Genomic DNA, 25,548 nt, shown 5'->3' with positions numbered 1-25,548 from the left:
TGTATGAGCCTGTCGAGGACGACCCGCCCCGGACACTCCCTGCTGGGGAGTGGCCGGGGCGGATTCGTTCCACCTGCTCGAACTCACAGCACTGCATTGACTCCTGAAGGAGCTAGCGACCACATGTCCAAGAAACTCGAATTCAGCGACCAGGCCCGGCGCTCGCTGGAACGCGGCGTCGACAAGCTCGCCGACACAGTCAAGGTGACCCTCGGCCCGCGCGGCCGGCACGTGGTCCTCGCCAAGGCGTTCGGCGGGCCGACCGTGACCAACGACGGCGTGACCATCGCCCGCGAGATCGACCTCGAGGACCCGTTCGAGGACCTCGGCGCGCAGCTGGTCAAGTCCGTCGCCACCAAGACCAACGACGTCGCCGGTGACGGCACCACCACCGCGACCGTCCTGGCCCAGGCCATCATCAAGAACGGCCTGCGCAACGTCACCGCCGGCGCCAACCCGATCGCACTCGGCTCGGGCATCTCGCAGGCCGCCGACGCGATCTCGAAGGCCCTGCTCGCCGCCGCCACCCCGGTGGAGGGCGAGAAGGCGATCGCCCAGGTCGCATCCGTCTCCTCGCGTGACGAGGAGATCGGCGCCATGGTCGGCAAGGCCATGTCCGAGGTCGGCGTCGACGGTGTCGTCACCGTCGAGGAGAGCTCGGGACTGAGCACCGATCTCGAGATCACCGAGGGCGTCCAGTTCGACAAGGGTTTCCTCTCGCCGTACTTCGTCACCGACGTCGACAGCCAGGAGGCCGTCCTCGAGGACGCCAGCGTCCTGCTCTACCGCGAGAAGATCAGCTCGCTTCCCGACTTCCTCCCTCTGTTGGAGAAGGTCGCCGAGGCCGGTAAGCCGCTGCTGATCATCGCCGAGGACATCGAGGGCGAGCCGCTCTCGACCCTGGTGGTCAACTCGATCCGCAAGACCATCCGCGCGGTCGCGGTCAAGGCGCCGTTCTTCGGTGACCGTCGCAAGGCGTTCCTCGACGACCTCGCCGTCGTCACCGGCGCCACCGTGATCAACACCGACATCGGTCTAAGCCTCGCCGAGGCCGGGCTCGACTCGCTCGGTTCGGTGCGTCGCGTCGTCGTCACCAAGGACGCCACCACCATCGTCGACGGTGCCGGCACCGCCGAGGCCATCTCGGCGCGCACCGATCAGCTGCGTCGCGAGATCGAGGCCAGCGATTCCGACTGGGACCGCGAGAAGCTGTCCGAGCGGCTGGCCAAGCTGTCCGGCGGCGTCGCGGTGATCCGCGTCGGTGCGGCGACCGAGACCGCGCTCAAGGAGCGCAAGCACCGCGTCGAGGACGCGGTCGCCGCGGCCAAGGCCGCGGTCGAGGAGGGCATCATCCCCGGTGGCGGATCCGCCATCGTCCAGGCGTCGGAAGCTCTCGACGAGCTGGCGGCGACCCTCACCGGCGACGAGGCACTCGGTGTCGCCGTGGTGCGCTCGGCGGTCCGGGCACCGCTGCACTGGATCGCCACCAACGCCGGCGCCGACGGTTCGGTCGTCACCGCGACCGTCGCCGCCGCGAAGAAGGGACACGGCTTCAACGCCGCGACCCTGACCTACGGCGACCTGCTCGCCGAGGGCATCGTCGACCCGGTGAAGGTCACCCGCTCGGCCGTCGTGAACGCCGCGTCGGTCGCCCGCATGGTGCTCACCACCGAGAGCGCGATCGTCGACAAGCCCGCCGATTCCGACGACGATCACGAGGGACACGGCCACCACGGCCACAGCCACTGACCGGAGGTCGAGGCTGAGCAAGTCTCCTGACACGAGGGGCATCCGGATTTCTCCGGGTGCCCCTCGTTCGTCGTCGTGGGCGGAAACCTGAGATGGGGTCGCCCGTTGACAGTGACTCCCAACGCGGGATAGACATCCGGTATGCCGGAACCACACGCGGGCACATTGCGCGAACGTCAACGCGCCCGCGTGCGCGAGGACATCCAACGCGCGGCCCTCGCGCTGATCGCCGAGCGCGGCTACGACTCGGTGAGCACCGAGGAGATCGCCGCGGCCGCGGGGGTGTCGATGAGCACCTACTTCCGATACGTCCCCACCAAGGAGGGGCTGCTGCTCGACACCGTGCGCGGCGGTGGGGCGGCGATCGTGCGCGCGTTGCGGGCGCAGCCGGAGCACGAGACCGCCCATGCCGCCCTGACCGCGGCGATCACCGCACGCATGTCGGCCTTCGACGACGTCGATGTCGACCACTGGCGGACCGCCGTGCTCAGCGCACCGCACCTGCTCGAGCGCGTCTCGCTCATCGGGTCGTCCGACCGGGCGGCACTCGTGGACCTGGTCGCCGCGCGCATCGGTGTGTCGTCGCAGGACAGCGTCCGACCGGGACTGATGGTCGAGGTCTTCCTCGCCGCAGGCGAATTCGCCTTCCATCGATGGTTGACCGCGCCACCGGGTCGGATCCGGTTGTCGGAGTTGGTCTCCCGATGTCTCGTTCTCATCCCACCCATCGACGACGAAATGTGATCAGATGACGGCGACAGCATCCCCGATCCCCTCGAGCCCACACGAGCTGACCGGCCGGTGGCTCGAGTCGGTCCTCGGTACCGACGAGCACCCGGTGTCCGTGGACACGGTGACCGTCGACCCGGTGGGCACCGGCCAGACGGGCGCGACCTACCGGCTGACCGTCGTCTACACCGACCCGACCGAGTCGTCACCGACCACGCTCGTGGTGAAGCTGCCGTCGCAGGACGCGGGCGTGCGCGAACGGGTGGCGCTGGGATACCGCTCGGAGCACGTCTTCTACTCCCGCGTCGCGGACACCGTCGCCGTCCCGGTCCCGGACTGTCTGCACATCGACATCAGTGACGACGCTGCCGACTTCGTGTTGGTGCTGGCCGATCTCGCGCCTGCGGTGCAGGGCGACCAGATCGCCGGGTGCTCGCCCACGCAGGCCCGTGCGGCCGTGGCGGCCCTGGCCGGACTGCACGGCCCGCGATGGTGCGACCCGACCTGGCTGACCCTCGAGGGCGTCGTCATGCCGGTGCCGGACGCGGCCACCGCCGACGGGTTCGGCGAGATCGCGCGGATCGCGACCACGACCACGATCGAACGGCTCGGCGCCTCGCTCAGCGACGCCGACCGCGCCACGCTCACCGAATCCGCCGACGCGATCACGCCGTGGCTGCTATCGGACACCGAGCGGTTCTCGCTGCTACACGGCGACTTCCGACTCGACAACCTGCTGTTCCACCCGGAGACCGACGAGGTCACGGTGGTCGACTGGCAGACGTTGAGCGTGGGGCTGCCCGCGCGCGACCTCGCCTACTTCATCGGCACCAGCCTGGACCCCCATACCCGAGCCGAGCACGAACGCGACCTGGTCTGCGCCTACCACCAGGCGTTGTCGGGACACGGCGTGACCGGATACGACGCCGAGACGTGTTGGCGCGACTACCGATCCGGGATGTTGGCGATCCCGCTCATCACCACCCTGGGGTTCGCCTTCGCCGCCGGATCCGATCGCGGCGACGACATGTTCATCGCCATGATCGAGCGCGGCTGCGAGGCGATCCGAGAACTGGGGACCCTCGATCTCATCGGCGACCGGCCGTGACCCCGCGCTTCCCGGAGCTCGGGGCGTACCTGCTGGCGGGGCAACCAGACAGTGTCCGCGACATCGTCGACGAGGTACGCGGCGCACAACGACTGGGCCTGGGCACGGCGTTCATCTCCGAGCGCTACAACAAGAAAGAGGCCGCCGTCCTCACCGGCGCCGCGGGTGCGGCGAGCGACGACATCGGTATCTGCACGGCCGCGACGAACCACAACACCCGCCATCCGATGGTCACCGCGGGTATGGCGCGCACGGCCCGGGATCTCACCGGTGGCCGTTTCACCCTCGGACTCGGCCGTGGGATCCGACTGCTGCAGGACGCCTACGGGATCCCGCCGATCACCACCGCGGCCATCGAGGACTTCGTCGGCATCATGCGGGCGTTGTTCCGCGGCGAGACGCTCATCGACCACGACGGCCCCGCCGGGAGGTTCCCGGTCCTGCACCTCGACGCGTCGCTCGACGAGTACCTGCCGATGGCGCTGGTCGCGTTCGGACCCCGCACGCTCGAACTCGGCGGCCGCCTGTTCGACGACGTCATCCTGCACACCTACTTCACCGACGAGACCACCCGGAGGTGCGTCGAGACCGTCAAGACCGCGGCGGCGCGCGCGGGCCGTGATCCGGATCGGGTGCGGGTGTGGTCGTGCCTGGCCACCGTCGGCGATCACGTGCCCCACGCGGACCGGTTGCGCAAGACCGTCGGACGTCTGGGCACCTATCTGCAGGGATACGGAGCACTGATGGTCGAGACCAACCGGTGGGATCCCGCCGTTCTTCAGCGTTTCCTGACCGATCCGGTGATCAGCGGCGTGGCCGGGCTCGACATCGTCGGCACCCCCGATCAGCTCGAACACGCCGCCACGCTGATCCCCCAGGAGTGGTTGGCCGCGGCCGCCACCGGGACACCGGAGCAGTGCGTCACCGCCATCCGGCGCCAGCTCGACCTGGGTTGCGACGCGGTGATCCTGCACGGGGCCACACCGGGCGAACTCGAACCGATCATCGAGGCGTACGCACGTCCGTAAAGCGGTCACCGGTCACGGACACGCCTCGAGGGGCACCCGGATACCGGATGCCCCTCGAGGTGTCGTGTGTCTGTGGGCCGATCAGCCGGCCATGCGGCGACCGACACCGCGCTTCATCAGGATCCCGCGCTCGGACTCGGAGAGTCCTCCCCAGATGCCATACGGTTCGGCGACGGCGAGTGCGTGCTCACGGCACTGCGCGATGACCGGGCACTGGTGGCACAACTCCTTGGCGCGACGCTCGCGGTGCGCTCGTGCGCGACCGCGCTCACCGTCCGGGTGGAAGAACATCGACGAGTCGACGCCCCGGCAGAGTCCCTTCATCTGCCAGTCCCAGATATCCGCGTTGGGTCCGGGAAGGCTGTTTGGTTGCGGCATCTGCTGGCTCCTTGAACTGCCGAGATCGGCGTGAACTGGTTGGGTGAAGCAGTTCTCCGTGGTCGAGTACGACGTTGTTCCCGTCCGACTTGATCTAGGTAAGCAAACCGTCGAAAACGAGTCAACAAGCCACCCAGCCTGCGGAAAAGGGCCCGAGATCGACCAGATGTTAACGGTGGGTTGCCAAGTTCTGTCATGCTGCGACTCCCACAAACGGACCACGGTCAGCATTTCCGGCGTCGGTCAAAATGCTCGTCAGGCACGGTAATTCGCGGTCGGTGGTGACCCTGTCGGTGCGCCCGGAAGCGGTGGACAATTGCCCGTTTGCGTGGGCTTGGGTTACATGGAATACATATTCGGGTGACATGTCGGTGACATCGCGCGACATTCTTCCCGCGTCAACAGAAGGTTAATTTCTCGCTACATCGACGAGCGCAGCACGATATACCCATGAATGACCATCTGCAGGCCGTCGCGTTCGGATCCCGACCGGGGTCCGCGCACGCCCCGACGCGTGCCGCATACGGCGATGCGTCGGTCGATTCGTGGATGCGCGCGGTGGCGGCGGGCGCCCGCGGCCACTACGCCGCCGCATCGGCGGAACTCGACCATCTGTGTGCGTCGACGACGGGCAGGACCGTCCGTTCGCTCGCGTCCTCCACACGGGCCTCGCACCTGCGACAGGCCGGCAGGCATGCGGCGGCACGGCGGTACGACGGCGAGGCGCTCTGGTGGTCGGCCGGCGGCGTGGCCGACACGATGACCCGGGCGGCGACACTCGACGCGCTGATCGGGTTGGCCGCGGACAGCCTCGGCACGGCCCACTTCGATCTGGCCGATCGGTTGCTGGCCCGGTGTGCGGGCCCTCTGGCCCTCGTCGACGACGACGAGGGATGGATCTGGTCGGGTCGGCTTCGGCTGCGACATCTCTGGGTCCGGACCGAGTCGGCCCTGTATCGGGGTGACGCACACCGGGCTCGCGAGACGATGGCCGACCGCGAGGAGTTGCTGCGCGCGTGTCCGTCGGTGCGACATCGGATCAAGACAGAGTTGATTGCCGCGGCGACGTCGGCCGCCACCGGTGACACCGGCGAGGCGACCCGGGCGGCCACCGACTGCGCCGAGGCGGCGCGAACGCACGATCAGTTGCCGCTCGAATGGGCGGCGACCGCTCTGCTGGTCGGGATCGGGGCCTCCGGCGGTCGGGACGAGAGTCTCGTCGCGTCCGAGGCCCGTCTGCGCGCGGAACTGAACGCCCGTGGGGGCGGATTCACGCCCGTATGAGCGTGTGCCCGGTCATCCCGTGACCCATCTGTACCCGTGGTCACGATTTTCCCGGGCGCCGCTCGCTAAGCTGACGAGCGACTTCCACGACCACGGCCTGATGACCTGGTCGTACCGCAGACCCGTTCGTTCGGCCACATGTAACGCAGGGACCCCACTCGACGATGATCCTCACAGGTGACGAGTTAGATCGCGCTGTCGCCGCCGCAGGGCGGGGCAGCCGGTCAGCTCTCTCTGATGTTCTCGAGAGTGTTCGGCCCCTCGTGGTGCGGTATTGCAGGGCGAGGGTGGGGGCTGGTGAACGGCATTCGCTGTCCGCCGACGATGTGGCGCAGGAGGTCTGTATGGCCGTGATGACCGCGCTGCCCAGGTATTCAGACCAGGGGCGGCCGTTCATGGCCTTTGTGTACGGCATCGCCGCACACAAGGTCGCCGACGCACATCGTGGGGCCGCCCGGGTCAAGGCCGATCCCGTCGAGACCATCCCCGAGGCGATGGATGTCGACGACGGGCCGGAGCAGATGGCCCTCAACGCCGACGCGAGTCGGCGCATGAGTGAGCTGCTCGACCGGCTCCCCGAGAAGCAACGCGAGGTCCTGGTCATGCGGCTGGTGATGGGGATGTCGGCGGAGGAGACCGCCGAGGCGGTCGGCAGCACCGCGGGAGCGGTGCGCGTCGCGCAGCACAGAGCGTTGAACAAGTTGAAGAGCGAGATGATGAGAGCAGGTGAGGGCAGATGAACGACCGTGACTATCCCGTGTCCTCACCCGAGGATCCCGACGACGCGACCCCGATCGACCTCGCGTCGCTGCGCGCCGACGACCGGCTGCTGGACGCACTGTCCCGCAACCAGGTCCCGGGCAGCGGACTGGACGGTTCCGCCGACTACCAGTTGGCGTCGCTGTTGGCCGAGTGGCGACACGAGATCGATGCGCGACCGATGCCGATCGGGCCCACCCTCGACGAGGTCGAGGCCGAGATCGCACGGACCAGGCGCGCCGGGTCGCGCCACACCACGTTCAAGCGCCTTCGGGTGCTGAGCGGTGCGGCCGCGGTCGCCGTCGTCGCCTTCGGGGCCATCACCGTCCTCGCCCAGAACTCCAACCCCGGCGACCCGCTGTGGCAGGTCAAGGAGGCGATGTTCGGCAGCGCGGCGAGTCAGACCGTCGCCTCGGCGAATGCACAGTCGAACCTGGAGAAGGCCGAACAGGCACTGTCCTCCGGCGACAACCGTCAGGCCGCACAGCTCGTCGCCGACGCCCAGAAGCAGGTGGGCGGCATGAGCGGGAACGACGCCCGCCAGCGGATGCAGGACTGGGTGCAGCGGCTGGCCACCCAGGTCGGTCCGATCCCGGACAACCCGTTGACGTCGCTCACCTCACTCCCGTCGGTGTCGGGTCTGCCGCCGCTCCAGTTGCCGTCGGATGTGGTCGTCCCGACCATCCCGTCGAACATCCTGCAGCGTCAGCGCGAGATGCAGGCCCGGATCAACCCGTCGCAGCGACCGACGAAACAGACCACCCGGCCGTCCTCGCCGGTGACCACCACACCGCAGGCGCCGCCATCGTCGTCCACCCCGGCCGATGACGAGACGACCACCACGACCACGACGACCACCCCCTCGTCCGGCAACTGAGTCCGCAGACGAACAACGGCCGACGGTGATCCCGTCGGCCGTTGTCGTGTGTACCCGAGGTGCGTCGAGTGTGGTCGTGACGATCAGTCGTCGTCGGAGGTGTGCATCATCGCGTCGGCGTATCCGCGGCAGTAGTCCCAGGTGACGTAGGCGTCCGGGGACGGGTCCACGGCGGGCTCGTGCGGACGCACCGTGCCCTCCACAAGGAGCTGCAGCAGGTTGGCGCGCAGCATGTCCCAGTCGTGATAGTGATCCTGCTGGCAGTCCTCGCAGACCACGACGAGTCCGCGCACCCCGCGACGGGCCAACAACGCCTCGTACACGGCCAGATCCGCGAGATCCTCCTCGACCGCGAGGCGCTCGTCGGCGTCGAGCGGCTGTGCCGGCTCGACCGAATCCAGAGCAGCCGACGGATCGCCGCCCGGATCGTCGGCGAAGGGGTCCGGGGGCAGTCCCGGCGGCAGGTGGTCACGCACACGACCACCGTAGTCAGCGACCGTCACGCCGCGCCACTCTCCCGCGCGCGCCGAGCGGAATTCGTGCACAGGGGATCGGCTTATACGATGGACCGAAGTACTTCGCCCGAGTGCACTCGTTCCCCATTCACTCGGCACTCACCAGAGAGGCGCACTGGCGATGACTCACCCCACAGACCGCAACGGCTCATCCGGAACGGCCCCTGTCGTCCCCGCGGTGCGGACCGGCGGCGACGACCCCAACAAGGTCGCCATGCTCGGCCTGACCTTCGACGACGTCCTCCTCCTCCCGGCGGCGTCGGACGTGATCCCCAGCGAGGTCGACACCTCGTCGCAGGTGACCCGCGAGATCCGACTCAAGGTGCCGCTCGTCAGCTCGGCCATGGACACCGTCACCGAGTCGCGGATGGCCATCTCGATGGCCCGCGCCGGTGGCATGGGCGTCCTGCACCGCAACCTGTCGATCGACGAGCAGGCCGGGCAGGTCGAGACGGTCAAGCGGTCCGAGGCCGGGATGGTCACCGACCCGGTGACCTGCGGCCCCACCAACACCCTCGCCGAGGTCGACGCGATGTGTGCGCGCTTCCGTATCTCCGGGCTGCCCGTCACCGACTCCGACGACAACCTGCTGGGCATCATCACCAACCGCGACATGCGTTTCGAGGTCGATCAGAACCGCCCGGTGTCGGAGGTCATGACCAAGGCGCCGCTGATCACCGCCCAGGAGGGCGTGTCGGCCGAGGCGGCGCTGGGGTTGTTGCGGCGCAACAAGCTCGAGAAGCTGCCGATCGTCGACGGCAACGGCAAGCTGACCGGCCTGATCACGGTCAAGGACTTCGTCAAGACCGAGCAGCACCCCGACGCGACCAAGGACTCCGACGGACGCCTGCTGGTCGGTGCGGCCATCGGCACCGGCGACAGCCAGTGGGCCCGAGCGATGGCGCTCACCGACGCAGGCGCCGACGTGATCATCGTCGACACCGCGCACGCCCACAATCGCCTCGTCCTCGACATGGTCGCCAAGCTCAAGGCCGAGGTCGGTGACCGCGTGCAGATCGTCGGCGGAAACGTCGCGACCCGCGAGGCGGCCCAGGCCCTGGTCGACGCCGGTGCCGACGCGGTGAAGGTCGGTGTCGGACCGGGATCGATCTGTACCACCCGGGTCGTCGCTGGCGTCGGTGCACCGCAGATCACCGCCGTCATGGAGGCGGTCGCGGTGTGCAAGCGCGCCGGTGTCCCGGTGATCGCCGACGGCGGCCTGCAGTTCTCCGGTGACATCGCCAAGGCGCTCGCCGCCGGCGCGTCGACCGTGATGTTGGGGTCGTTGCTGGCGGGAACCGCGGAGGCCCCGGGTGAGCTGATCCTGGTGAACGGCAAGCAGTTCAAGAGCTACCGCGGCATGGGCTCGCTGGGCGCTATGCAGGGCCGCGGCGACCGCAAGTCGTTCTCCAAGGACCGCTACTTCCAGGACGACGTGCTCTCGGAGGAGAAGCTGGTCCCCGAGGGTATCGAGGGCCGGGTCCCGTTCCGCGGACCCCTGACCCAGGTGATCCATCAGCTGCGCGGCGGTCTGCGTGCCGCGATGGGCTACACCGGCGCAGCGACCATCGAGGACCTGCAGCAGGCGCGGTTCGTGCAGATCACCTCGGCGGGTCTCAAGGAGAGCCACCCGCACGACATCACGATGACCGTCGAGGCGCCCAACTACTATTCCCGGTGATCGCGCTGCGATCGTCGTAGACACATCGCCCGACCGGGTCCCGGTCGGTTGAACCATGGTTGACAGAAGGGCGCATCGGTGCGAGATCTTGTGGACATCGGCATGGGCAGAACCGCCCGGCAGACCTTCGAGCTCGACGACATCAACATCGTCCCGTCGCGTCGTACCCGGTCGTCGAGCGAGGTGTCGACCGCGTGGCAGCTCGACGCCTACCGGTTCGACACCCCGATCCTGTCGCATCCCACCGATGCCCTGGTCTCACCGGAGTCGGCGATCGAACTCGGCCGACTCGGCGCGCTCGGTGTGCTCAACGGGGAGGGGCTGTGGGCCCGGCACCGCGACGTGGAGGCGAAGCTCGCCGAGGTGATCGCGATCGCGGTCGACGACGTCGATCCGGCCGCGGCCATCCGTCGGCTGCAGGAACTGCACGCCGCACCGCTCGACACCGGTCTGCTCGCCGAGAACGTCGCCCGCGTGCGCGACGCCGGCGTCACCACCGCGGTCCGGGTCAGTCCACAGAACGCGCAGGAGCTGACCCCCGCCCTGGTCAAGGCGGGGATCGACCTGCTGGTCGTGCACGGCACGATCATCTCCGCCGAGCACGTCTCGCACGACGACCGGGAACCGCTCAACCTCAAGACGTTCATCAGCGAACTCGACATCCCGGTGGTCGCCGGCGGCGTGCACGACCACCGCACCGCACTGCACCTGATGCGCACCGGCGCCGCGGGCGTCGTGGTCGGATACGGGTCGGCCGCCGGCTCGACCACGACCGGCGAGGTGCTCGGTATCGGTGTCCCGATGGCGACCGCCATCGCCGACGCGGCCGCCGCCCGTCGCGAGTACCTCGACGAGACCGGTGGACGGTACGTCCACGTCATCGCCGACGGCGACATCCACTCCTCGGGCACTCTCGCCAAGGCGATCGCCTGCGGCGCCGACGCCGCGATGCTCGGCACCCCGCTGGCCGCGTCGGCCGAGGCCCCGGGTCGCGGCTGGTTCTGGACCGCGGCCGCGGCGCACCCGTCACTGCCTCGCGGCGCGTTGCTGCAGGTCGCCGGCGACGAGGACCGTCCGCCGCTCTCCGAGGTCCTGCACGGGCCGTCGTCGGAGCCGTTCGGCCAGCTCAACGTCGTGGGTGGTCTGCGGCGGTCGATGGCCAAGGCCGGCTACTCCGACCTCAAGGAATTCCAGAAGGTCGGGCTCACCGCCTGCAGCTGATCGACCCATGTCGTCGCGGGTGTCGCCGGATCGCGGACCGGGCGGGTAGCATTTTGTCTGTTAACGGCAGTCACAGAGACTTGTGACACAGCCGCGGTACGCGAGACAGCCCCCGGCACGGCGAGAGGTTCTCCCAATGGCGCACGACTCCACTGATTTTGACGTCCTGATCATCGGTTCGGGCTTCGGCGGCAGTGTCAGTGCACTGCGCCTGGTGGAGAAGGGGTATCGCGTCGGCGTGATCGAGGCGGGACGTCGCTTCGAGGACTCCGATCATGCGAAGACCAGCTGGCGTCTGAACAAGTTCGTGTGGGCACCCAAGCTCGGCCTGTACGGCATCCAGCGCATCCACATGCTGCGCGACGTCATGGTGCTGGCCGGCGCGGGTGTCGGTGGCGGTTCGCTGAACTACGCGAACACGCTCTACAAGCCGTCGACGCCGTTCTTCACCGATCCGCAGTGGGGTCACATCACCGACTGGGACGACGAACTCACTCCGTACTACGACCAGGCTCGTCGCATGCTCGGCGTGGTCACCAACCCGACGTTCACCAACTCCGACCGGGTCATGAAGGACCTGGCGCAGGAGATGGGGGTCGCCGAGACGTTCGTACCCACATCGGTGGGTGTGTTCTTCGGCGCCAAGACCGGCGGCGACGGCGCCCCGGGGGCGACGGTTCCCGACCCGTACTTCGGCGGAGCCGGTCCCACGCGCACGGCCTGTACCGAGTGCGGATCGTGCATGACCGGGTGCCGGGTGGGTGCGAAGAACACCCTGCTCAAGAACTACCTCGGTCTCGCCGAGAGCAACGGCGCGCAGATCCTCGATCGCACGACCGTCACCGGGCTGCACCCGCACGCCGACGGGACCTGGTCGGTCGAGACCGAGCGCACCGGGACCTGGACGAAGCTGCGCGCCCGACGTCGCACACTGACGGCGGGCCAGGTCATCGTCGCGGCAGGCACCTACAACAGCCAGAAGCTGCTGCACCTGGCCAAGGACGACGGGTCGCTGACGGAGCTGTCCGACGCACTCGGCGAACTCACCCGCACCAACTCCGAGGCGATCCTCGGCGCGATGCGCACCAAGGTCGATCCGACCGACGACTTCTCCGAGGGTGTGGCGATCACGTCGTCGATCCACCCCGACTCCGACACCCACATCGAGCCCTGCCGATACGGCAAGGGGTCCAACGCGATGGGGCTGCTGCAGACGATGCTGACCGACGGTGAGCCCGGCCGGAACCGGTTCCTCAAGTTCCTCGACGAGGTGCGCAAGAACCCGTTCGCGCTGCTCTCGCTGATCAACGTCCGGAAATGGTCGCAGCGCACAGTGATCCTGCTGGTCATGCAGAACAAGAACAACTCGCTGACGACGTTCGTCCAGAAGTTGGGACCGTTCCGCTTCGTCAACAGCCGACAGGGCCATGGCGAGCCCAACCCCACCTGGATCCCGAAGGGCAACGAGGCGGCGCAGCGTGTCGCGGCCAAGCTCGGTGGCCTGGCCGGTGGCACCTGGGGCGACGTGTTCAACATGCCGATGACCGCGCACTATCTCGGCGGCTGTGTGATCTCCGACAAGCCGTCGACCGGCGTGATCGACCCGTTCCACCGCGTCTGGAACTACCCGACCCTGCACGTGACCGACGGATCGGCGATCAGCGCCAACCTCGGTGTGAACCCGTCGCTGTCGATCAGCGCGCAGGCCGAGCGCGCGATGTCGTTCTGGCCCAACAAGAACAGCGTCGACACCCGACCCGCGCAGGGTGAGGCCTACCGTCGCATCACCGCGGTCGCGCCACAGTCGCCGGTCGTCCCCGAGTCGGCGCCGGGCGCGCTGCGTCTGCCGATCGTGGCGATCACCAACGGCACCGCGGCACCGGCCGACGGGGCATCGCTGTTCCCGGCCGCCGGAGTGCGACGCGACGGCGTGAGCGCCTGATCGGTCGCACCGTAGACTCACACGCGTGAGCGCAGCCCCTGATCCGGTCGAATCGGCCGCACCCCGCCCGGTCCTCGTCGTCGATTTCGGCGCCCAGTACGCGCAGTTGATCGCACGTCGGGTCCGCGAGGCCCGCATCTACTCCGAGGTGATCGCGCACACCGCGACCATCGAGGAGATCACCGCGAAAAACCCGGTCGCCCTGGTGCTCTCGGGCGGACCGGCGTCGGTCTACGCCGACGACGCACCCGGCCTGGACCCCGCGGTCCTCGACCTCGACATCCCGGTGTTCGGCATCTGCTACGGCTACCAGGCGATGGCCAAGGAACTCGGCGGCGTGGTCGCCAACACCGGCGGCCGCGAGTTCGGTCGCACGACGCTGTCGTCGATCGGCGAGTCGGTGCTGATGGCAGGCACCCCCGAGACCCAGCCGGTGTGGATGAGCCACAACGACGCCGTGCAGGAGGCCCCGGCCGGCTTCACGGTCACCGCGTCCACGCCGGGTGCACCGGTGGCGGCGTTCGAGAACCTCGAGCGTCGGATGGCCGGGGTGCAGTACCACCCCGAGGTGATGCACACCCCGCACGGACAGCACATCCTGACGAAGTTCCTCTACGAGATCGCCGGCCTCGAGGCCGACTGGACCGCCGCGAACATCGCCGACGCCCTCGTCGAGCAGGTCCGCGCCCAGGTCGGTGACGGGCGTGCCCTGTGCGGGCTGTCCGGCGGCGTCGACTCCGCGGTGGCCGCCGCGTTGGTGCAGCGGGCCATCGGCAACCGGCTGACATGTGTGTTCGTCGACCACGGGCTGCTGCGGGCCGGTGAGCGCGAGCAGGTCCAGACGGACTTCGTCGCCGCCACCGGTGCCCGTCTGGTCACCGTCGACGCCGAGGAGACGTTCCTGCGGGAGTTGGCCGGACACAGCGATCCCGAGACCAAGCGCAAGATCATCGGCCGCGAGTTCATCCGGTCGTTCGAGGGCGCGGTCACCGACGTTCTCGACGGCAGCGAGGGCACGGCCGGCGCCGGGAGCGAAGCGAGCGGGCCGCAAGCCATTGACTTCCTGGTCCAGGGGACGCTGTACCCCGACGTCGTCGAATCCGGTGGCGGCACCGGAACGGCCAACATCAAGAGCCACCACAACGTGGGCGGATTGCCCGAGGATCTCGAGTTCTCGCTGGTCGAGCCGCTGCGGTTGCTGTTCAAGGACGAGGTCCGTGCGGTGGGGCGTGAACTCGGTCTGCCCGAGGACATCGTCGGTCGCCAACCGTTCCCCGGACCGGGCCTCGCGATCCGGATCGTCGGCGAGGTCACCGCAGATCGTCTCGAGACCCTGCGCGCCGCCGACCTCATCGCCCGCGAGGAACTGACCAGCGCAGGCCTCGACAACTCGATCTGGCAGTGCCCGGTCGTGTTGTTGGCCGACGTCCGGAGTGTCGGTGTGCAGGGCGACGGCCGCACCTACGGCCACCCGATCGTGCTGCGGCCCGTGTCGAGCGAGGACGCGATGACCGCCGACTGGACCCGCGTGCCGTACGAGGTGCTGGAGATCATCTCGACCCGCATCACCAACGAGGTCGCCGAGGTCAACCGGGTCGTTCTCGACGTGACCAGCAAGCCCCCGGGCACGATCGAGTGGGAGTGACCCGCCACCAGTTGGGCACGTAACCCCGCCAGTTGGGCACGTAAACCCGTCACCTGGGCACGTAACGTCGCCGGGCTCAGGTGCCCACCTCGCGTCAGCGGTGTCGGCCGCTGAGTCCGCCGACGACGATCAGCACCGCGCCGATCAGGACGGCGACGCCGACCACGCCCCAGCGCACCGCGCCGGTGTCGGCGATGTCGGGCGCGCCGGCCAGTGCCCAGACCGCCACGGCGAGCCCCGCGACACCGACTACGGCCTGGGTGGGGGAGAAGCGGCGGTCATCCACGGCCGACCTCCACGTGTCCCACGATGCTCGATGCGTCGATGTCGAGCACCGGTCCGGCGGGCCCGTCCGAGCCACCGTCGAGTCCGGTCCGGCACGTCTCGTCGCCGATGGTGGTGCGGCACCGCACCTTCAGGTTCATCCCGGCCGGCGCGAGCACGACGGCCTCACCCAGTCCGACGCGCAGCCGTACCGATCGGTTGCCCGTCAACGACACCGACCGGAGGTCCAACGTCGCCGAGCCGACGGTGAGTTCGTAGCTCGGGTCGATGTCGGACTCGGTGACCGGACGCCAGTCACGGTCGCCAACGCCACCGCCGGGTAGGGAACCCAGACCCGAAGCGGCAGAGGTGAACACCACCACGACGGCCAGGATCACCGCGACCGGGACGAGACCCGGACCCCTGCGGGTGACCGCCCCGATGAGCAGGCCGATGCAGACGACGCCGAGGGCCAGCGCGGCGATACGGGCCGGAGTCAGGGCGCCGACACCGGCGAACGCGGCGGTGGCGGCGCCGGCGGCGGCGAGCAGCGCGACGCCGAGGGTGATCGGGGTGAGCGCAGAGCGGCGTCGCATCGGCGCGGGAGCCGGAGCCACCGACGGCTCGGGCAGATCCCAGGCGAACGGGGCCGCCCCGAGCGGGTCCCACGCCGGTGGGGTCGGGGGGCCGGGCGGGGCCTCGATCGGCTTCTCGAGATCGACCCGCTCTGTCGGGACGGTCGGCGCGTCGCCGACGCCGGGTGCATCAGGAGTCGACACCCCGGAAGCCGTTGCCGCGGTGACGTTGTCGGCCCAGGCCTTCGGCACCCATCGGGTGAAGGTCTCGGTGGCGACGATGGGTGCGGTACCGATGGTGTCGGCCGAGGTGCCCGGCTCCGCGTCCGGGCTGCGCTGGTAGAGCAGCCACCACCCGAGCAGCATCAACGCGGCGCCGAGCAGGCCACCCGAACTCCACGCGATGTTCGGGGTGAACGACGTCACGACGATCACCGCGATGACGATCAGCACGATCGTCGGTGGATGCGAACGGTGCCGCGCCCCATCGAGGTCGGGACGCCGACCGTGACGGTGCTCGCGACGGGCTCGTCGGTACTCGGCACGGGCCCGCCGGTACACCGCCTTGCGTTCCCCGCGGTTCATGTACTCCGAGGGTGCGTCGTCGCCTGCGGGGAGTGTGATCCATGCGAGTACGTACATGATGACGCCGCTGCCGCCGAAGAGGGTGGCGACGACGAACGCGATCTTGACCAGCGTCGGGTCCACCCGATACCGCCGCGCGATGCCGGCACACACCCCGGCGACGGTGCCGTCGGCGTTCGGCCGTACCGGTCGCGTGTTCCACATGCGCAGCAACGATTCGGCACTCGGTGTGGCGGTTGTCGTGTTCATACCGATCATCTTCACCGGCGCGCTGCCCTCCACACCATCAGGATTCACCCTGAAATCGGCCCCGACCGCGACACCGGACTCAGGGCTCTCCCTGATGTGCGGGTGCGGACTCCCGTGTCAGTATCGACGTGTGGACGCACCGGCACGCCAACGCTCATCCGACAGTGGCTCGACGCCGCTGCCCGAGCGCATCGCGCGTCGCGACGCCGGCCGCATCATCGGCGGTGTCGCGGGCGGCGTGGCCGACCACCTCGGGGTCGACCCGGTCCGCGTGCGCATCGTGTTCGTCGTGCTCAGCGCGCTGGCCGGGGCCGGGGTCTGTGCCTACGGACTCCTCTGGTTCTTCTGCCCGCCCGGCTCGGACACGACACCGCCCGCACGCGGGGAGCGAACCCAGGCGTACGGACTGGCCGTGGTCGGCATCGTCGCGGTGATCGTCGTCGGTTTCGCGGCGTCGGGAACCCCGGCCGAATACTTGGTTCCGCTCGTCGTCGTCGCCATCGGTGCGACCCTGGTGTGGCGTGAGTTCGATTCCCCCGAACACGCCTCGCCCGCCAACGATTCGCGCAGCGCGGTTCTGACGTGGACGCGAGTCATCGGTGGCGGGGTCCTGGTCATCGCCGGTCTCGCCGTCGTCGTGCTGGCCACGAACCGGTCCTTCGGTGGCCTCAGCGCGACGCTGTTGGCCGTCGGGGCAACCCTTCTCGGGGTGGTGCTGTTGACCGTGCCCCTGTGGATGCGCATGTTGCGCACCGTCAACGCCGAACGCGCAGCACGCATCCGCACGGCTGAGCGCGACGAGATCGCCGCGCACCTCCACGATTCGGTGCTGCAGACGTTGGCGCTCATCCAGAAACAGGCCAACCGTCCCGACGAGGTCGCCCGGCTGGCCCGCGGCCAGGAGCGCGAACTACGGCGCTGGTTGTTCGGAGAGCGGGAACGCTCGGGCAGTTCGCTGGCGGCCGCATTGGAGATCGTGGCGGGCGACGTCGAGGACGCCTACGGCATCGAGGTCGACGTGGTGACCGTCGGCGACCTGGCCTGGCCGCGGGGCGCCGCCGCCACCGACGTCGCCGAGTCGAAACGATGGGCGGCCCTGATCGGCGCGACCCGTGAGGCACTGATCAACGCGGCCAAGCACTCCGGGGAACGCAAGGTCGACGTGTTCGCTGAGGTGACCGGTGACGCGGTCGACGTCTTCGTCCGCGATCGCGGGCGCGGTTTCGACCCCGACCGGATACCCGATGACCGGCAGGGCGTCGCGAAGTCGATCCGCGCGCGACTCGAACGCAGTGACGGAACGGTCGTCATCAAGACCGGGCCGGATCGGGGCACCGAGGTGGCGATGTCGATGCCGCGCCGCGAACACACCGCCGACCCGATGACCCAGAACGAGAAGAGGAATCGATGACCGTGCCCACCGACACCGCGGTGTGTCGCGTCTTCCTGGTCGACGACCACGCGGTGTTCCGCTCCGGTGTACGCGCCGAGCTGTCCTCGGAGGTCGGTCTCGAGATCGTCGGCGAGGCCGGGAACGTCGCCGACGCCGTGAACGGGATCGTCGCCACCACACCGGATGTCGTGCTCCTCGACGTGCACATGCCCGACGGCGGTGGGGTGGCGGTCGTGCGCGGTGTCGCCGATTCCCGCATCGACACCCAGCCGGTCTATCTGGCGCTCAGCGTGTCCGACGCGGCCGAGGACGTGATCGCCACGATCCGTGCAGGCGCCCGCGGTTACGTCACGAAGACCATCGCCGGGGCCGACCTCGCCGACGCGGTGCGTCGCGTCGCCGACGGCGACGCCGTGTTCAGTCCTCGCCTGGCCGGTTTCGTGCTGGATTCGTTCACCGGACGCTCCGCTGCCCCGGAACCGCATCTCGACCCCGAGCTCGACTCGCTGACGCCGCGCGAGATGGAGGTCCTGCGGTTGCTGGCCCGTGGCTACACCTACCGGGAGATCGCCGAGGACCTGGTCATCTCGATCAAGACGGTCGAGACCCACGCGTCGAACGTCCTGCGCAAGACGCAGCAGTCCAACCGCAACGCACTCACCCGGTGGGCCGCCAACCGGCACATCAGCTGACGAACAGCTCCGCTGGTTCTGCCAGCGGACGCACAGTGCAGCAGCGGCGCCCGTACAGACAGCGCTCCTACCTTCGGTCAGGTCGGCAAGAGATGCCGACCACGATGAAGGAGAACGACATGGCATACCGCAATCAGCCTGTGGCACAGCAGACCCCGACCCGCACCAAGCGCCGGCAGCGCACCTGGGATCCGCGCCGCCGTCAGTGGCTGTGGATCTGGCGCTGACCGCTGCGCACAACCGAACGCCATTCCGGGGCCCGTTTCGACGGGCCCCGGACGTGCGTCCACCGACCGAGCTCGCACCCCGAAGGATCCCCTCGTGACCGTCATCGCCGCCCTCCGCCGTTTCGCACCCCTGCTGCGCCCGGACCTGCGGTCTCTCGCGATCGCCGCTGTCCTGCTGACGATCTCGGCGGGCTGCGAGATCGCGGCCGTGTTCTTCCTGTCCGATGTGATCGACGGCGCCCTCACCTCGGACTCGATGCAGTCCTTCGCGCTGTCGGCCGCGGTGTGGTTGGTCATCACGGTGGTGGCCGCGGGCGCCGATTACACCGGTCTGCTGACCGCTGTCGGGACGTCGGAGCGATTCGTGCTGCGGCTGCGCAATCAGCTCTACGCCCATGTACAACGCCTCAATCCGCTCATCCACCGCCGCTACGGCCTGGGCGACATGGTCACCCGACATTCGAGCGACATCGAGGCGGTCGAGCACATGACCGGATCGGGGTTGCTGCAGCTGGGCGTCGCCCTGCTGCACGTGATCGGGCTGCTCGTCGTCGGGTTCGTCCTGAGCTGGCAGGTGTCGCTGGTCGCCGTCATCGCCATCCCGGTCCTCAGTGCGCTCTCGGCGCTGTTCAGCAGGGCCCAGACGCGGGCCGCACGCGATGAGCGTGCCGCCACCAGCGCCATCGGTGTCGCTGTGCACGAGGGACTCGCAGGCATCGAGACCACCGTCGCCTACAACCAGCAGAAGCGCGAACACGACCTGGTCGATCGCCACGGACGGTCCTGGATGCGTGCCCGACTGGCCCAGACCCGGGTCGAGGCCGGGTTCGGCTCGGTGCTGTCGGTCGGACAGATTCTCACCATGCTCGCCATCGCGGTGGTGGGCGCGTGGCAGATCCGGCTCGGACATCTCACGGTCGGCGAGTTGATCGCACTGACGGGCTACCTCGGCTACCTGTACCCCAAGGTGCAGGAGATCGCCGAGCTGCGGTTGGCGGTCGCCGCCGCGGTGGTCAGCGCCGAACGCGTCGCCGAGATCCTCGACATCACGCCCAGCGCAGCCGATCTCGACGACGCCCGTCCCCTCCCGAGCGGCCGCGGAACGCTGGAGCTGCGCGGCGTGGGCTTCAAGTACGACCGTCCGCTCATCACCGACGCGACCTTCACCGTCCGCCCCGGGTCCATCACCGCGCTGGTGGGACCCAGTGGCTCGGGCAAATCGACACTGGCCGCACTCGTCGCCCGCTTCGACCGACCACAGTGCGGGGTCATCACGCTCGGCGGCAACGACATCGGCGTCCACACCGCCCACTCGGTCCGCGAACAGATCACCCTGCTGCCACAACAGGTGGTGATCCGTGCGGGCACGGTCGCGGAGAACATCGCCTACGGCACACCGGGTGCCGACGAGGCGGCCGTCGTCGCCGCGGCCCGCGACGCCGATGCCGACGGATTCATCCGCGGACTCCCCGACGGCTACCGAACGCAGCTCGCCGACGGCGGTCTACGACTCTCGGGCGGACAGCGACAACGGATCGCGATCGCGCGGGCGATCCTGCGCGACGCCCCCGTTCTCGTCCTCGACGAGCCCACCGCGGGTCTCGACGACCACAGCGTGGACCGGATCATCGGGCCGCTGCTCCGTCTGGCCGCGGGACGCGCGACGTTGCTGATCACCCACGACACCCGTCTGGCCGCGTTGGCCCACGAGACGGTGGAGATGCGCGCCGACGGGCGGACCCGGCGCCGTCAGAGGGCGACGATGAGCACGATCATCAGCAGCACCAGCACGACCACGGCGGCCACGCCGATCGTCGCCGGTGAGATGGGCAGGGTGGGCGCGGCCGGCCGGTCCGGCGACGGGGGCGGTGTGGTCGCTGCCGCGGGAGCCGGAGCGGGAGTTGGAGCTGTCGGTGTCGGTGTCGGTGGAGTGGGCTCCGGCACGGGACCGGCGGCGGGTCGTGTCGCGGTCGGGTGCACGCGGGCGGCGGGCAACCCCGACTCGGTCCGCGGAGACGACCGGTTCGACCGCGTCGACGACCGTCCCGAGAGCCCCCAGATCGGGATCGCGCTGTCGTTGCGGGGCAGGGGCGACTGGAGCACGGCGCCCACGTTGCCGCCGGGGCCGGCGGCGATGCGCGCCAACTGATCTCGGGCCTGCGCCATGGTCGGTCGACGCGCGGGGCTCGGCTCCAACATGGCGAGCAGCGCAGGCGTCAGGTCGCCGGCCCGGGTCGGGGGAGTGATCTCGCCGCGAGCCACCCGGTGCAGCAGGACCAGCGAGTCCTCGTCGACGCCGAACGGCGGCTCACCCTCCACGGCCGTGTAGACCGTGGCGCCCAGCGAGTAGACGTCGGAGGCCTCGGTGGGCTCCCCGCCCCGGGCGAGCTCCGGCGCGAAATATGCCGGGGTACCGGTGATCACACCGCTCTCGACGTTGGCGACGTCGTCCTTCGCCCGGGAGATGCCGAAGTCGGAGATCTTGACCGTGCCCGCCGCCCGGCCGGTGTTGGCGATGAGGATGTTGCCGGGTTTGATGTCGCGGTGCACGATCCCCTCGGAGTGTGCGGTGGCCATCGCCGCGGCCACCTGGGCCCCGATGTGGGCGGCGTACCCGATCGGCAGGGTCGTGGTGGTGTGCAGGATCTGCGCGACGCTGCGCGACGGCAGGTACTCCATGACCAGCCAGGGTTCGCCGCTCTCGAGTGCGAGGTCGTGCATCGCGATCGCGTTGCGATGACTCAGTCGGGCCGCCATCCGACCCTCGCGCAGCGCCCTCGAGCGGACGTCGCTCGCGGACTCCTCGGTCAGGCCCTCGGTGGACACCACCTGCTTGACCGCGACCTCGCGCTCGAGCAGCTGATCGGTCGCCAGCCAGACCGCGCCCATCCCACCACCACCGAGTTTGGACCGGAGCCGATAGCGTCCGGCGACGAGAAAGCCGGGTCCGGGAACCTGTCGGGGGTTGTGGGGAACGGTCACGACCACAAGATTAGTGGACGCCACCGCGAGTCGTTCGGACGTGCGACACGCGAGGCGCGGCCGGGTCGTCAGCGTGCGATGTCGAACGGGGTGAGCACCGCCGCGAGCTTGTCGGGATTGCGGACGGCGTACACGCCGGTGACCGCACCGCCGACGATCTCGAGTACGAACACCGAGTCGACCACCCCGCGCGACGAGATCACCAGCGCCGGGCCACCGTTGTAGATCGCGGATTCCAGACCGAGTTCGGGCATCTCCCGGCGGGCGATGCCGATCAGGAACCGTGCGATCTTGTCGGCGCCGTGAATCGGTCGACGCGCCGCGTTGACCTTGCCGCCACCGTCGGAGATGAGTATCGCGTCCGGCGCGAGGATGTTCATCAACCCCTGCAGGTCGCCGGAGAGGGTGGTGGACAGGAACGCTGTGGTGATCTCCTCGACGGCGGCCGGTGTCGACTCGAAGCGTCGGCGGCGGGCCTGCACGTGGGACCGGGCGCGACCCGCACTCTGGCGGACGGCGTCGACGGACTTCCCGACGGCCTCGGCGATCTCGGAGTGGCTGAAGCCGAACACCTCCCGCAGGACGAACACGGCCCGCTCGTCGGGACCCAGCGACTCGAGCACCACCATCATCGCCATCGAGACCGACTCGCTCAGTACGACGTCAGCCTCGGGATCACCCGCGGCGCCGCTGATCTCGGGCATCCGTAGCGGCTCGGGCAGCCACGGTCCCACGTACTCCTCACGACGGCGCGCCGAGGCCCGCAGCGTGTTCAACGACTGCCGGGTGACGATCGACGCCACGTAGGACCGCACGTCGCGCACCGTGTCGAGATCGACGGCGGCCCACCGCAGATAGCTCTCCTGCAGGATGTCGTCGGCGTCGGTCGTCGACCCGGTGATCTCATAGGCGATGGTGAACAGCAGCGGACGCAGGTGGGTGAACGTGTCGGCGTGCGTCGTCTCCCCGGTCATCGGCGCGGGCCCTTCGTCCACGAGTACGAACCGCCGCGTCGGCCTTCACCGGCCATCCATCGCAGCGTCATCCGGCACACCTGCTCCTTGACCACCGCGCCGGCCCGGCCACCCACCAGGATCGGTGCAGGACGGTCGTCGCGGTGGGTGGCCACCACGGTGCCCGCGGTTCGGCCGAGGCTGATGCACTGGGCGGCGAAGCCCTGGTCCACCGGCGCGGGGGTGTCGCCGTCGAGCAACGCGCGCACGGTGTTCGCGGCCTGCGCCCCGAGCGGCAGCGCCGACTGGCAGCTCATCCGCAGATCGCGTCCGGCCACCGTGATCGCATCGCCCGCCCCGATGACGTGGGGATCGTCGACACCGACGAGGTCCGCATCGACCATCAACCGGCCGATGGGGTCGGTGCTCAGTCCGCTGCGCGCCGCGAGGTCGGGAACGGCGAATCCGGCTGTCCAGACGGTGATGTCGGCGGCGATCACCCGACCGTCGGTCAGGACGACCTTGGTGTCGGTGACCTCACCGACGGGTGTGTGCTCGATCAGGTCCACACCGAGTCGGCGCAACCGCTTCGTCACCGACGCGCCGCCGCGGGCTCCGGCCGACGGCACCACCCCGGTGCCGCAGATCAGCGTCACCCCGAGATCGTCCCGCGCCTCCGCGACCTCCGCGGCCATCTCGACACCGGTCAACCCGCCACCGACCACGACGACCGATGCGCCCGCGGGGGCGTCGGTCAGGGCGGCCGCCAGTCGGGTCGCGTCGTCGAGGTCGGAGACGGTGTGGGCGAACTCGGCGACACCGGGAACCGGCGCCGAACCCGCCGCGCTGCCGACCGCGTAGATCACCCGGTCGTAGGCGATGATCTCGCCGGTCGAGGTGAGCACCGTGCGAGCCGACACGTCGATACGGTCGACCGCCGCGATCACCCGTTCGATGCCGGGGTGCAGCAGGGTGTCGTAGCCGACGGTGGCCCCGCCGGTACCCGCGGCGAGTTGGTGGAGACGGATGCGCTCGACGAAATCGGCGTTCGGGCTGATCAGCGTGACCGCGGCGGTGTCGGTGGCCGCCAGACGGTTGGCCGCCATGGTGCCGGCGTATCCGCCGCCGACCACCACCACATGTCGGTTGTCGCTCGTGCGTGTGTTCATCGGACGCTCCTCGTGGACCTCGTGGGGAATTCTCTCCCCCTTGAGACACCGCGGGTCGCGCAAACGTGACAATGCCGCCCTACTGCTCGGTGATGAACCTCGTCCGCGCGGCCACCCACTCGTGCAACACCGCGTCCGACGGCACCACATCGCCGACCGCGGAACCGCGATCGGCTCCGCGGATCTCCTCGTGCAGGTGTTCCATCGTCGCGTCGAGTCGATGCGCGGTCTCGGCGGCCTGGCCGAGTTCGTCGAGCAGATCCTGGGGCACCTCGGTGGCGTACTTGTAGTAGATCTTGTGCTCGAGACTCGCCCAGAAATCCATCGCGATGGTGCGGATCTGTACCTCGACGACGACCGGGACGACCCGGTCGGACATGTTGACCGGCACCTCGAGGAGCACGTGCAGGCTGCGGTAGCCGTTGGGTTTCGGGTTCGCGATGTAGTCGCGGACCTCGAGCACGGTGACGTCGTCCTGCCGCGAGAGCATGTCCATCACGTGGTAGACGTCGGAGACGAACGAGGTGGTCACCCGGACCCCGGCGATGTCGGTGATGGTCGCGCGGATGGCCTCGAAGGACGGAGCGCACCCCTTGCGCCCGATCTTCGCGAGGATGCTCTCCGGTGCCTTCAGCCGCGACGACAGGTTCTCGATCGGGTTGTAGTCGTGGAGGTGGGTGAGCTCGTCCCGCAGGATCGTGATCTTGGTGTTGACCGTGTCGATCCCGAATTTGTACTGCATCATGAAGCGCGCGAAGTCATCTCGTAGTTGATGCAGGTCGGCCAGATCGGTGGCGGGCAAGAGGTCGGTCAATCGCGCGTCGGCTCGGCGATGGTCGGGTTCACTACGGCTCACGTCTGCACTCTACGGTCGCGGCCCGGTGCGCAGATGCGCTCGTTCGCCCTGCTTGCCGAACAGTGCCAACACCTCGGCGGGGTGGGGTCCGGAAGCGCCGAGCCAGTGCGGCACGTGTGTGTCGAACTCGGCGGCCTCGCCGGGCGTCAGGATCAGGTCGCGATCTCCGAGGATCAGCCGCAGCCTGCCGTCGAGCACGTAGAGCCATTCGTAGCCCTCGTGGGTCCGTAGTTCCGGGACCGGGGTATCCGGCGCCACCGGCAGGATCATCTTGTAGGCCTGCAGACCGCCGGCGCGTCCGGTCAGCGGGATGAACGTCAGCCCATGACGTTTCGTCGGTCGGAGGACCACGCGCGGATCGCCGGTACGGGGAGCGCCCACCAGGTCGTCGAGTTGCACCCGGTACGCGCTCGCCAAGGGGAGCAGCTGTTCGAGCGTCGGCCGGCGTTGACCCGATTCGAGGCGGGAGAGGGTGCTGACCGAGATGCCGGTGGTCTCGGAGAGGTCGGACAGGGTGATGTCGCGCTGGTTGCGGAGCGCACGCAGGCGTGGCCCGACGGCGGCGAGTACGGCGTCGGTGTCGGTGGTGGGATCGTCCATACCGATCACTTTGCCAGATCAGCAACAAACGTTGCCAGTCTTCGGGGTGTGGTCGCACAGTGGGGACAGTGCGAATCGAGCAGAGGA

At 69.1% G+C, this 25,548-nt stretch carries 22 protein-coding genes and 1 pseudogene; 14 read left to right on the top strand and 9 right to left on the bottom strand.

What is annotated here, in order from left to right; translation table 11 throughout:
* The first annotated feature begins 123 nt into the window (after nucleotides 1-123).
* The 4 genes from groL to LX13_RS00995 all read left to right on the top strand — a co-directional run bounded on the left by groL (nucleotide 124) and on the right by LX13_RS00995 (nucleotide 4,614).
* Nucleotides 124-1,749 (top strand): chaperonin GroEL, encoded by a 1,626-nt coding sequence (groL, locus tag LX13_RS01010; RefSeq protein WP_253659461.1) that lies wholly within the window; start codon nucleotides 124-126, stop codon nucleotides 1,747-1,749.
* A 141-nt stretch (nucleotides 1,750-1,890) separates the two neighbouring features.
* Nucleotides 1,891-2,493 carry a TetR/AcrR family transcriptional regulator gene (locus LX13_RS01005; protein ID WP_253659460.1) on the top strand — a complete coding sequence of 201 codons (603 nt, stop codon included), beginning with the start codon at nucleotides 1,891-1,893 and terminating at the stop codon, nucleotides 2,491-2,493.
* A 4-nt stretch (nucleotides 2,494-2,497) separates the two neighbouring features.
* Nucleotides 2,498-3,586 (top strand): phosphotransferase family protein, encoded by a 1,089-nt coding sequence (locus LX13_RS01000; protein WP_253659459.1) that lies wholly within the window; start codon nucleotides 2,498-2,500, stop codon nucleotides 3,584-3,586.
* Nucleotides 3,583-4,614, top strand: coding sequence for a TIGR03857 family LLM class F420-dependent oxidoreductase (locus LX13_RS00995; RefSeq protein WP_253659458.1), 1,032 nt, complete (start codon nucleotides 3,583-3,585; stop codon nucleotides 4,612-4,614). The genes LX13_RS01000 and LX13_RS00995 overlap by 4 nt, the downstream gene beginning before the upstream one ends.
* A gap of 81 nt (nucleotides 4,615-4,695) precedes the next feature.
* Here the strand turns inward: LX13_RS00995 and LX13_RS00990 are convergent, their stop codons facing one another.
* Entirely contained in the window at nucleotides 4,696-4,992 is a 297-nt protein-coding gene (locus LX13_RS00990; protein WP_188490780.1) for a WhiB family transcriptional regulator, read from the bottom strand.
* Between the two features lie 450 nt (nucleotides 4,993-5,442).
* On the opposite strand from LX13_RS00990, the gene LX13_RS00985 reads away from it, so the two are divergent.
* The 3 genes from LX13_RS00985 to LX13_RS00975 all read left to right on the top strand — a co-directional run bounded on the left by LX13_RS00985 (nucleotide 5,443) and on the right by LX13_RS00975 (nucleotide 7,912).
* Entirely contained in the window at nucleotides 5,443-6,276 is an 834-nt protein-coding gene (locus LX13_RS00985; RefSeq protein ID WP_253659457.1) for a hypothetical protein, read from the top strand.
* Between the two features lie 164 nt (nucleotides 6,277-6,440).
* Nucleotides 6,441-7,016 carry a sigma-70 family RNA polymerase sigma factor gene (locus tag LX13_RS00980; protein ID WP_253659456.1) on the top strand — a complete coding sequence of 192 codons (576 nt, stop codon included), beginning with the start codon at nucleotides 6,441-6,443 and terminating at the stop codon, nucleotides 7,014-7,016.
* Nucleotides 7,013-7,912 (top strand): anti-sigma-D factor RsdA, encoded by a 900-nt coding sequence (locus LX13_RS00975; RefSeq protein ID WP_253659455.1) that lies wholly within the window; start codon nucleotides 7,013-7,015, stop codon nucleotides 7,910-7,912. Before LX13_RS00980 ends, LX13_RS00975 begins: the two co-directional genes overlap by 4 nt.
* An 83-nt stretch (nucleotides 7,913-7,995) precedes the next feature.
* On the opposite strand, the gene LX13_RS00970 is transcribed toward LX13_RS00975, so the two are convergent.
* A complete protein-coding gene (locus LX13_RS00970) occupies nucleotides 7,996-8,388 on the bottom strand; it encodes a DUF5319 domain-containing protein (protein WP_188491596.1) in 393 nt (130 codons plus the stop codon).
* A gap of 160 nt (nucleotides 8,389-8,548) precedes the next feature.
* Here LX13_RS00970 and guaB point away from each other — a divergent pair, with 160 nt between their 5' ends.
* The 4 genes from guaB to guaA all read left to right on the top strand — a co-directional run bounded on the left by guaB (nucleotide 8,549) and on the right by guaA (nucleotide 14,916).
* Nucleotides 8,549-10,108, top strand: coding sequence for an IMP dehydrogenase (gene guaB, locus LX13_RS00965; protein ID WP_372499769.1), 1,560 nt, complete (start codon nucleotides 8,549-8,551; stop codon nucleotides 10,106-10,108).
* A gap of 78 nt (nucleotides 10,109-10,186) precedes the next feature.
* Nucleotides 10,187-11,329 carry a GuaB3 family IMP dehydrogenase-related protein gene (locus LX13_RS00960; protein WP_253659454.1) on the top strand — a complete coding sequence of 381 codons (1,143 nt, stop codon included), beginning with the start codon at nucleotides 10,187-10,189 and terminating at the stop codon, nucleotides 11,327-11,329.
* Between the two features lie 136 nt (nucleotides 11,330-11,465).
* A complete protein-coding gene (locus LX13_RS00955; RefSeq protein ID WP_253659453.1) occupies nucleotides 11,466-13,271 on the top strand; it encodes a GMC family oxidoreductase in 1,806 nt (601 codons plus the stop codon).
* A gap of 25 nt (nucleotides 13,272-13,296) precedes the next feature.
* Nucleotides 13,297-14,916, top strand: a complete 1,620-nt coding sequence (guaA, locus tag LX13_RS00950) for a glutamine-hydrolyzing GMP synthase (protein ID WP_253659452.1) — start codon at nucleotides 13,297-13,299, stop codon at nucleotides 14,914-14,916.
* Nucleotides 14,917-15,010: 94 nt separating this feature from the next.
* Here the strand turns inward: guaA and LX13_RS00945 are convergent, their stop codons facing one another.
* Both LX13_RS00945 and LX13_RS00940 read right to left on the bottom strand, forming a co-directional pair.
* The gene (locus LX13_RS00945; protein WP_253659451.1) at nucleotides 15,011-15,202 is read right to left on the bottom strand and encodes a hypothetical protein; all 192 of its coding nucleotides are present in this window, start codon (nucleotides 15,200-15,202) and stop codon (nucleotides 15,011-15,013) included.
* Nucleotides 15,195-16,589 carry a PspC domain-containing protein gene (locus tag LX13_RS00940; protein ID WP_253659450.1) on the bottom strand — a complete coding sequence of 465 codons (1,395 nt, stop codon included), beginning with the start codon at nucleotides 16,587-16,589 and terminating at the stop codon, nucleotides 15,195-15,197. The genes LX13_RS00945 and LX13_RS00940 overlap by 8 nt, the downstream gene beginning before the upstream one ends.
* Nucleotides 16,590-16,719: 130 nt before the next feature.
* On the opposite strand from LX13_RS00940, the gene LX13_RS00935 reads away from it, so the two are divergent.
* The 3 genes and pseudogenes from LX13_RS00935 to LX13_RS00925 all read left to right on the top strand — a co-directional run.
* Nucleotides 16,720-18,000 carry an ATP-binding protein gene (locus tag LX13_RS00935; RefSeq protein WP_253659449.1) on the top strand — a complete coding sequence of 427 codons (1,281 nt, stop codon included), beginning with the start codon at nucleotides 16,720-16,722 and terminating at the stop codon, nucleotides 17,998-18,000.
* On the top strand, nucleotides 17,997-18,674 hold the full coding sequence (locus tag LX13_RS00930) for a response regulator (protein ID WP_301300442.1): 678 nt from the start codon (nucleotides 17,997-17,999) through the stop codon (nucleotides 18,672-18,674). The genes LX13_RS00935 and LX13_RS00930 overlap by 4 nt, the downstream gene beginning before the upstream one ends.
* Before the next feature lie 321 nt (nucleotides 18,675-18,995).
* A pseudogene (locus LX13_RS00925) lies at nucleotides 18,996-20,486 on the top strand (ABC transporter ATP-binding protein); the annotation flags it as partial.
* A gap of 164 nt (nucleotides 20,487-20,650) precedes the next feature.
* On the opposite strand, the gene LX13_RS00920 reads toward LX13_RS00925, so the two are convergent.
* The 5 genes from LX13_RS00920 to LX13_RS00900 all read right to left on the bottom strand — a co-directional run bounded on the left by LX13_RS00920 (nucleotide 20,651) and on the right by LX13_RS00900 (nucleotide 25,461).
* Nucleotides 20,651-21,883: a serine/threonine-protein kinase gene (locus LX13_RS00920; protein ID WP_253659448.1), complete on the bottom strand. Its 1,233-nt coding sequence runs from the start codon at nucleotides 21,881-21,883 to the stop codon at nucleotides 20,651-20,653.
* 68 nt (nucleotides 21,884-21,951) lie between these two features.
* The gene (locus LX13_RS00915) at nucleotides 21,952-22,857 is read right to left on the bottom strand and encodes an RNA polymerase sigma-70 factor (RefSeq protein WP_253660512.1); all 906 of its coding nucleotides are present in this window, start codon (nucleotides 22,855-22,857) and stop codon (nucleotides 21,952-21,954) included.
* A complete protein-coding gene (locus LX13_RS00910) occupies nucleotides 22,854-24,005 on the bottom strand; it encodes an NAD(P)/FAD-dependent oxidoreductase (protein WP_253659447.1) in 1,152 nt (383 codons plus the stop codon). Before LX13_RS00910 ends, LX13_RS00915 begins: the two co-directional genes overlap by 4 nt.
* Nucleotides 24,006-24,084: 79 nt before the next feature.
* Nucleotides 24,085-24,861 (bottom strand): GTP pyrophosphokinase, encoded by a 777-nt coding sequence (locus LX13_RS00905; RefSeq protein ID WP_308214691.1) that lies wholly within the window; start codon nucleotides 24,859-24,861, stop codon nucleotides 24,085-24,087.
* 9 nt (nucleotides 24,862-24,870) lie between these two features.
* Nucleotides 24,871-25,461 (bottom strand): helix-turn-helix domain-containing protein, encoded by a 591-nt coding sequence (locus LX13_RS00900; protein WP_253659446.1) that lies wholly within the window; start codon nucleotides 25,459-25,461, stop codon nucleotides 24,871-24,873.
* Nucleotides 25,462-25,548 lie beyond the last annotated feature (87 nt).

Origin of the sequence: Williamsia maris (assembly GCF_024171815.1) — a bacterium.
Taxonomy (GTDB): domain Bacteria; phylum Actinomycetota; class Actinomycetes; order Mycobacteriales; family Mycobacteriaceae; genus Williamsia_A; species Williamsia_A maris.
The sequence above is the reverse complement of the archived record's forward strand: the minus strand, read 5'-3'. Positions and strand labels throughout refer to the sequence as shown.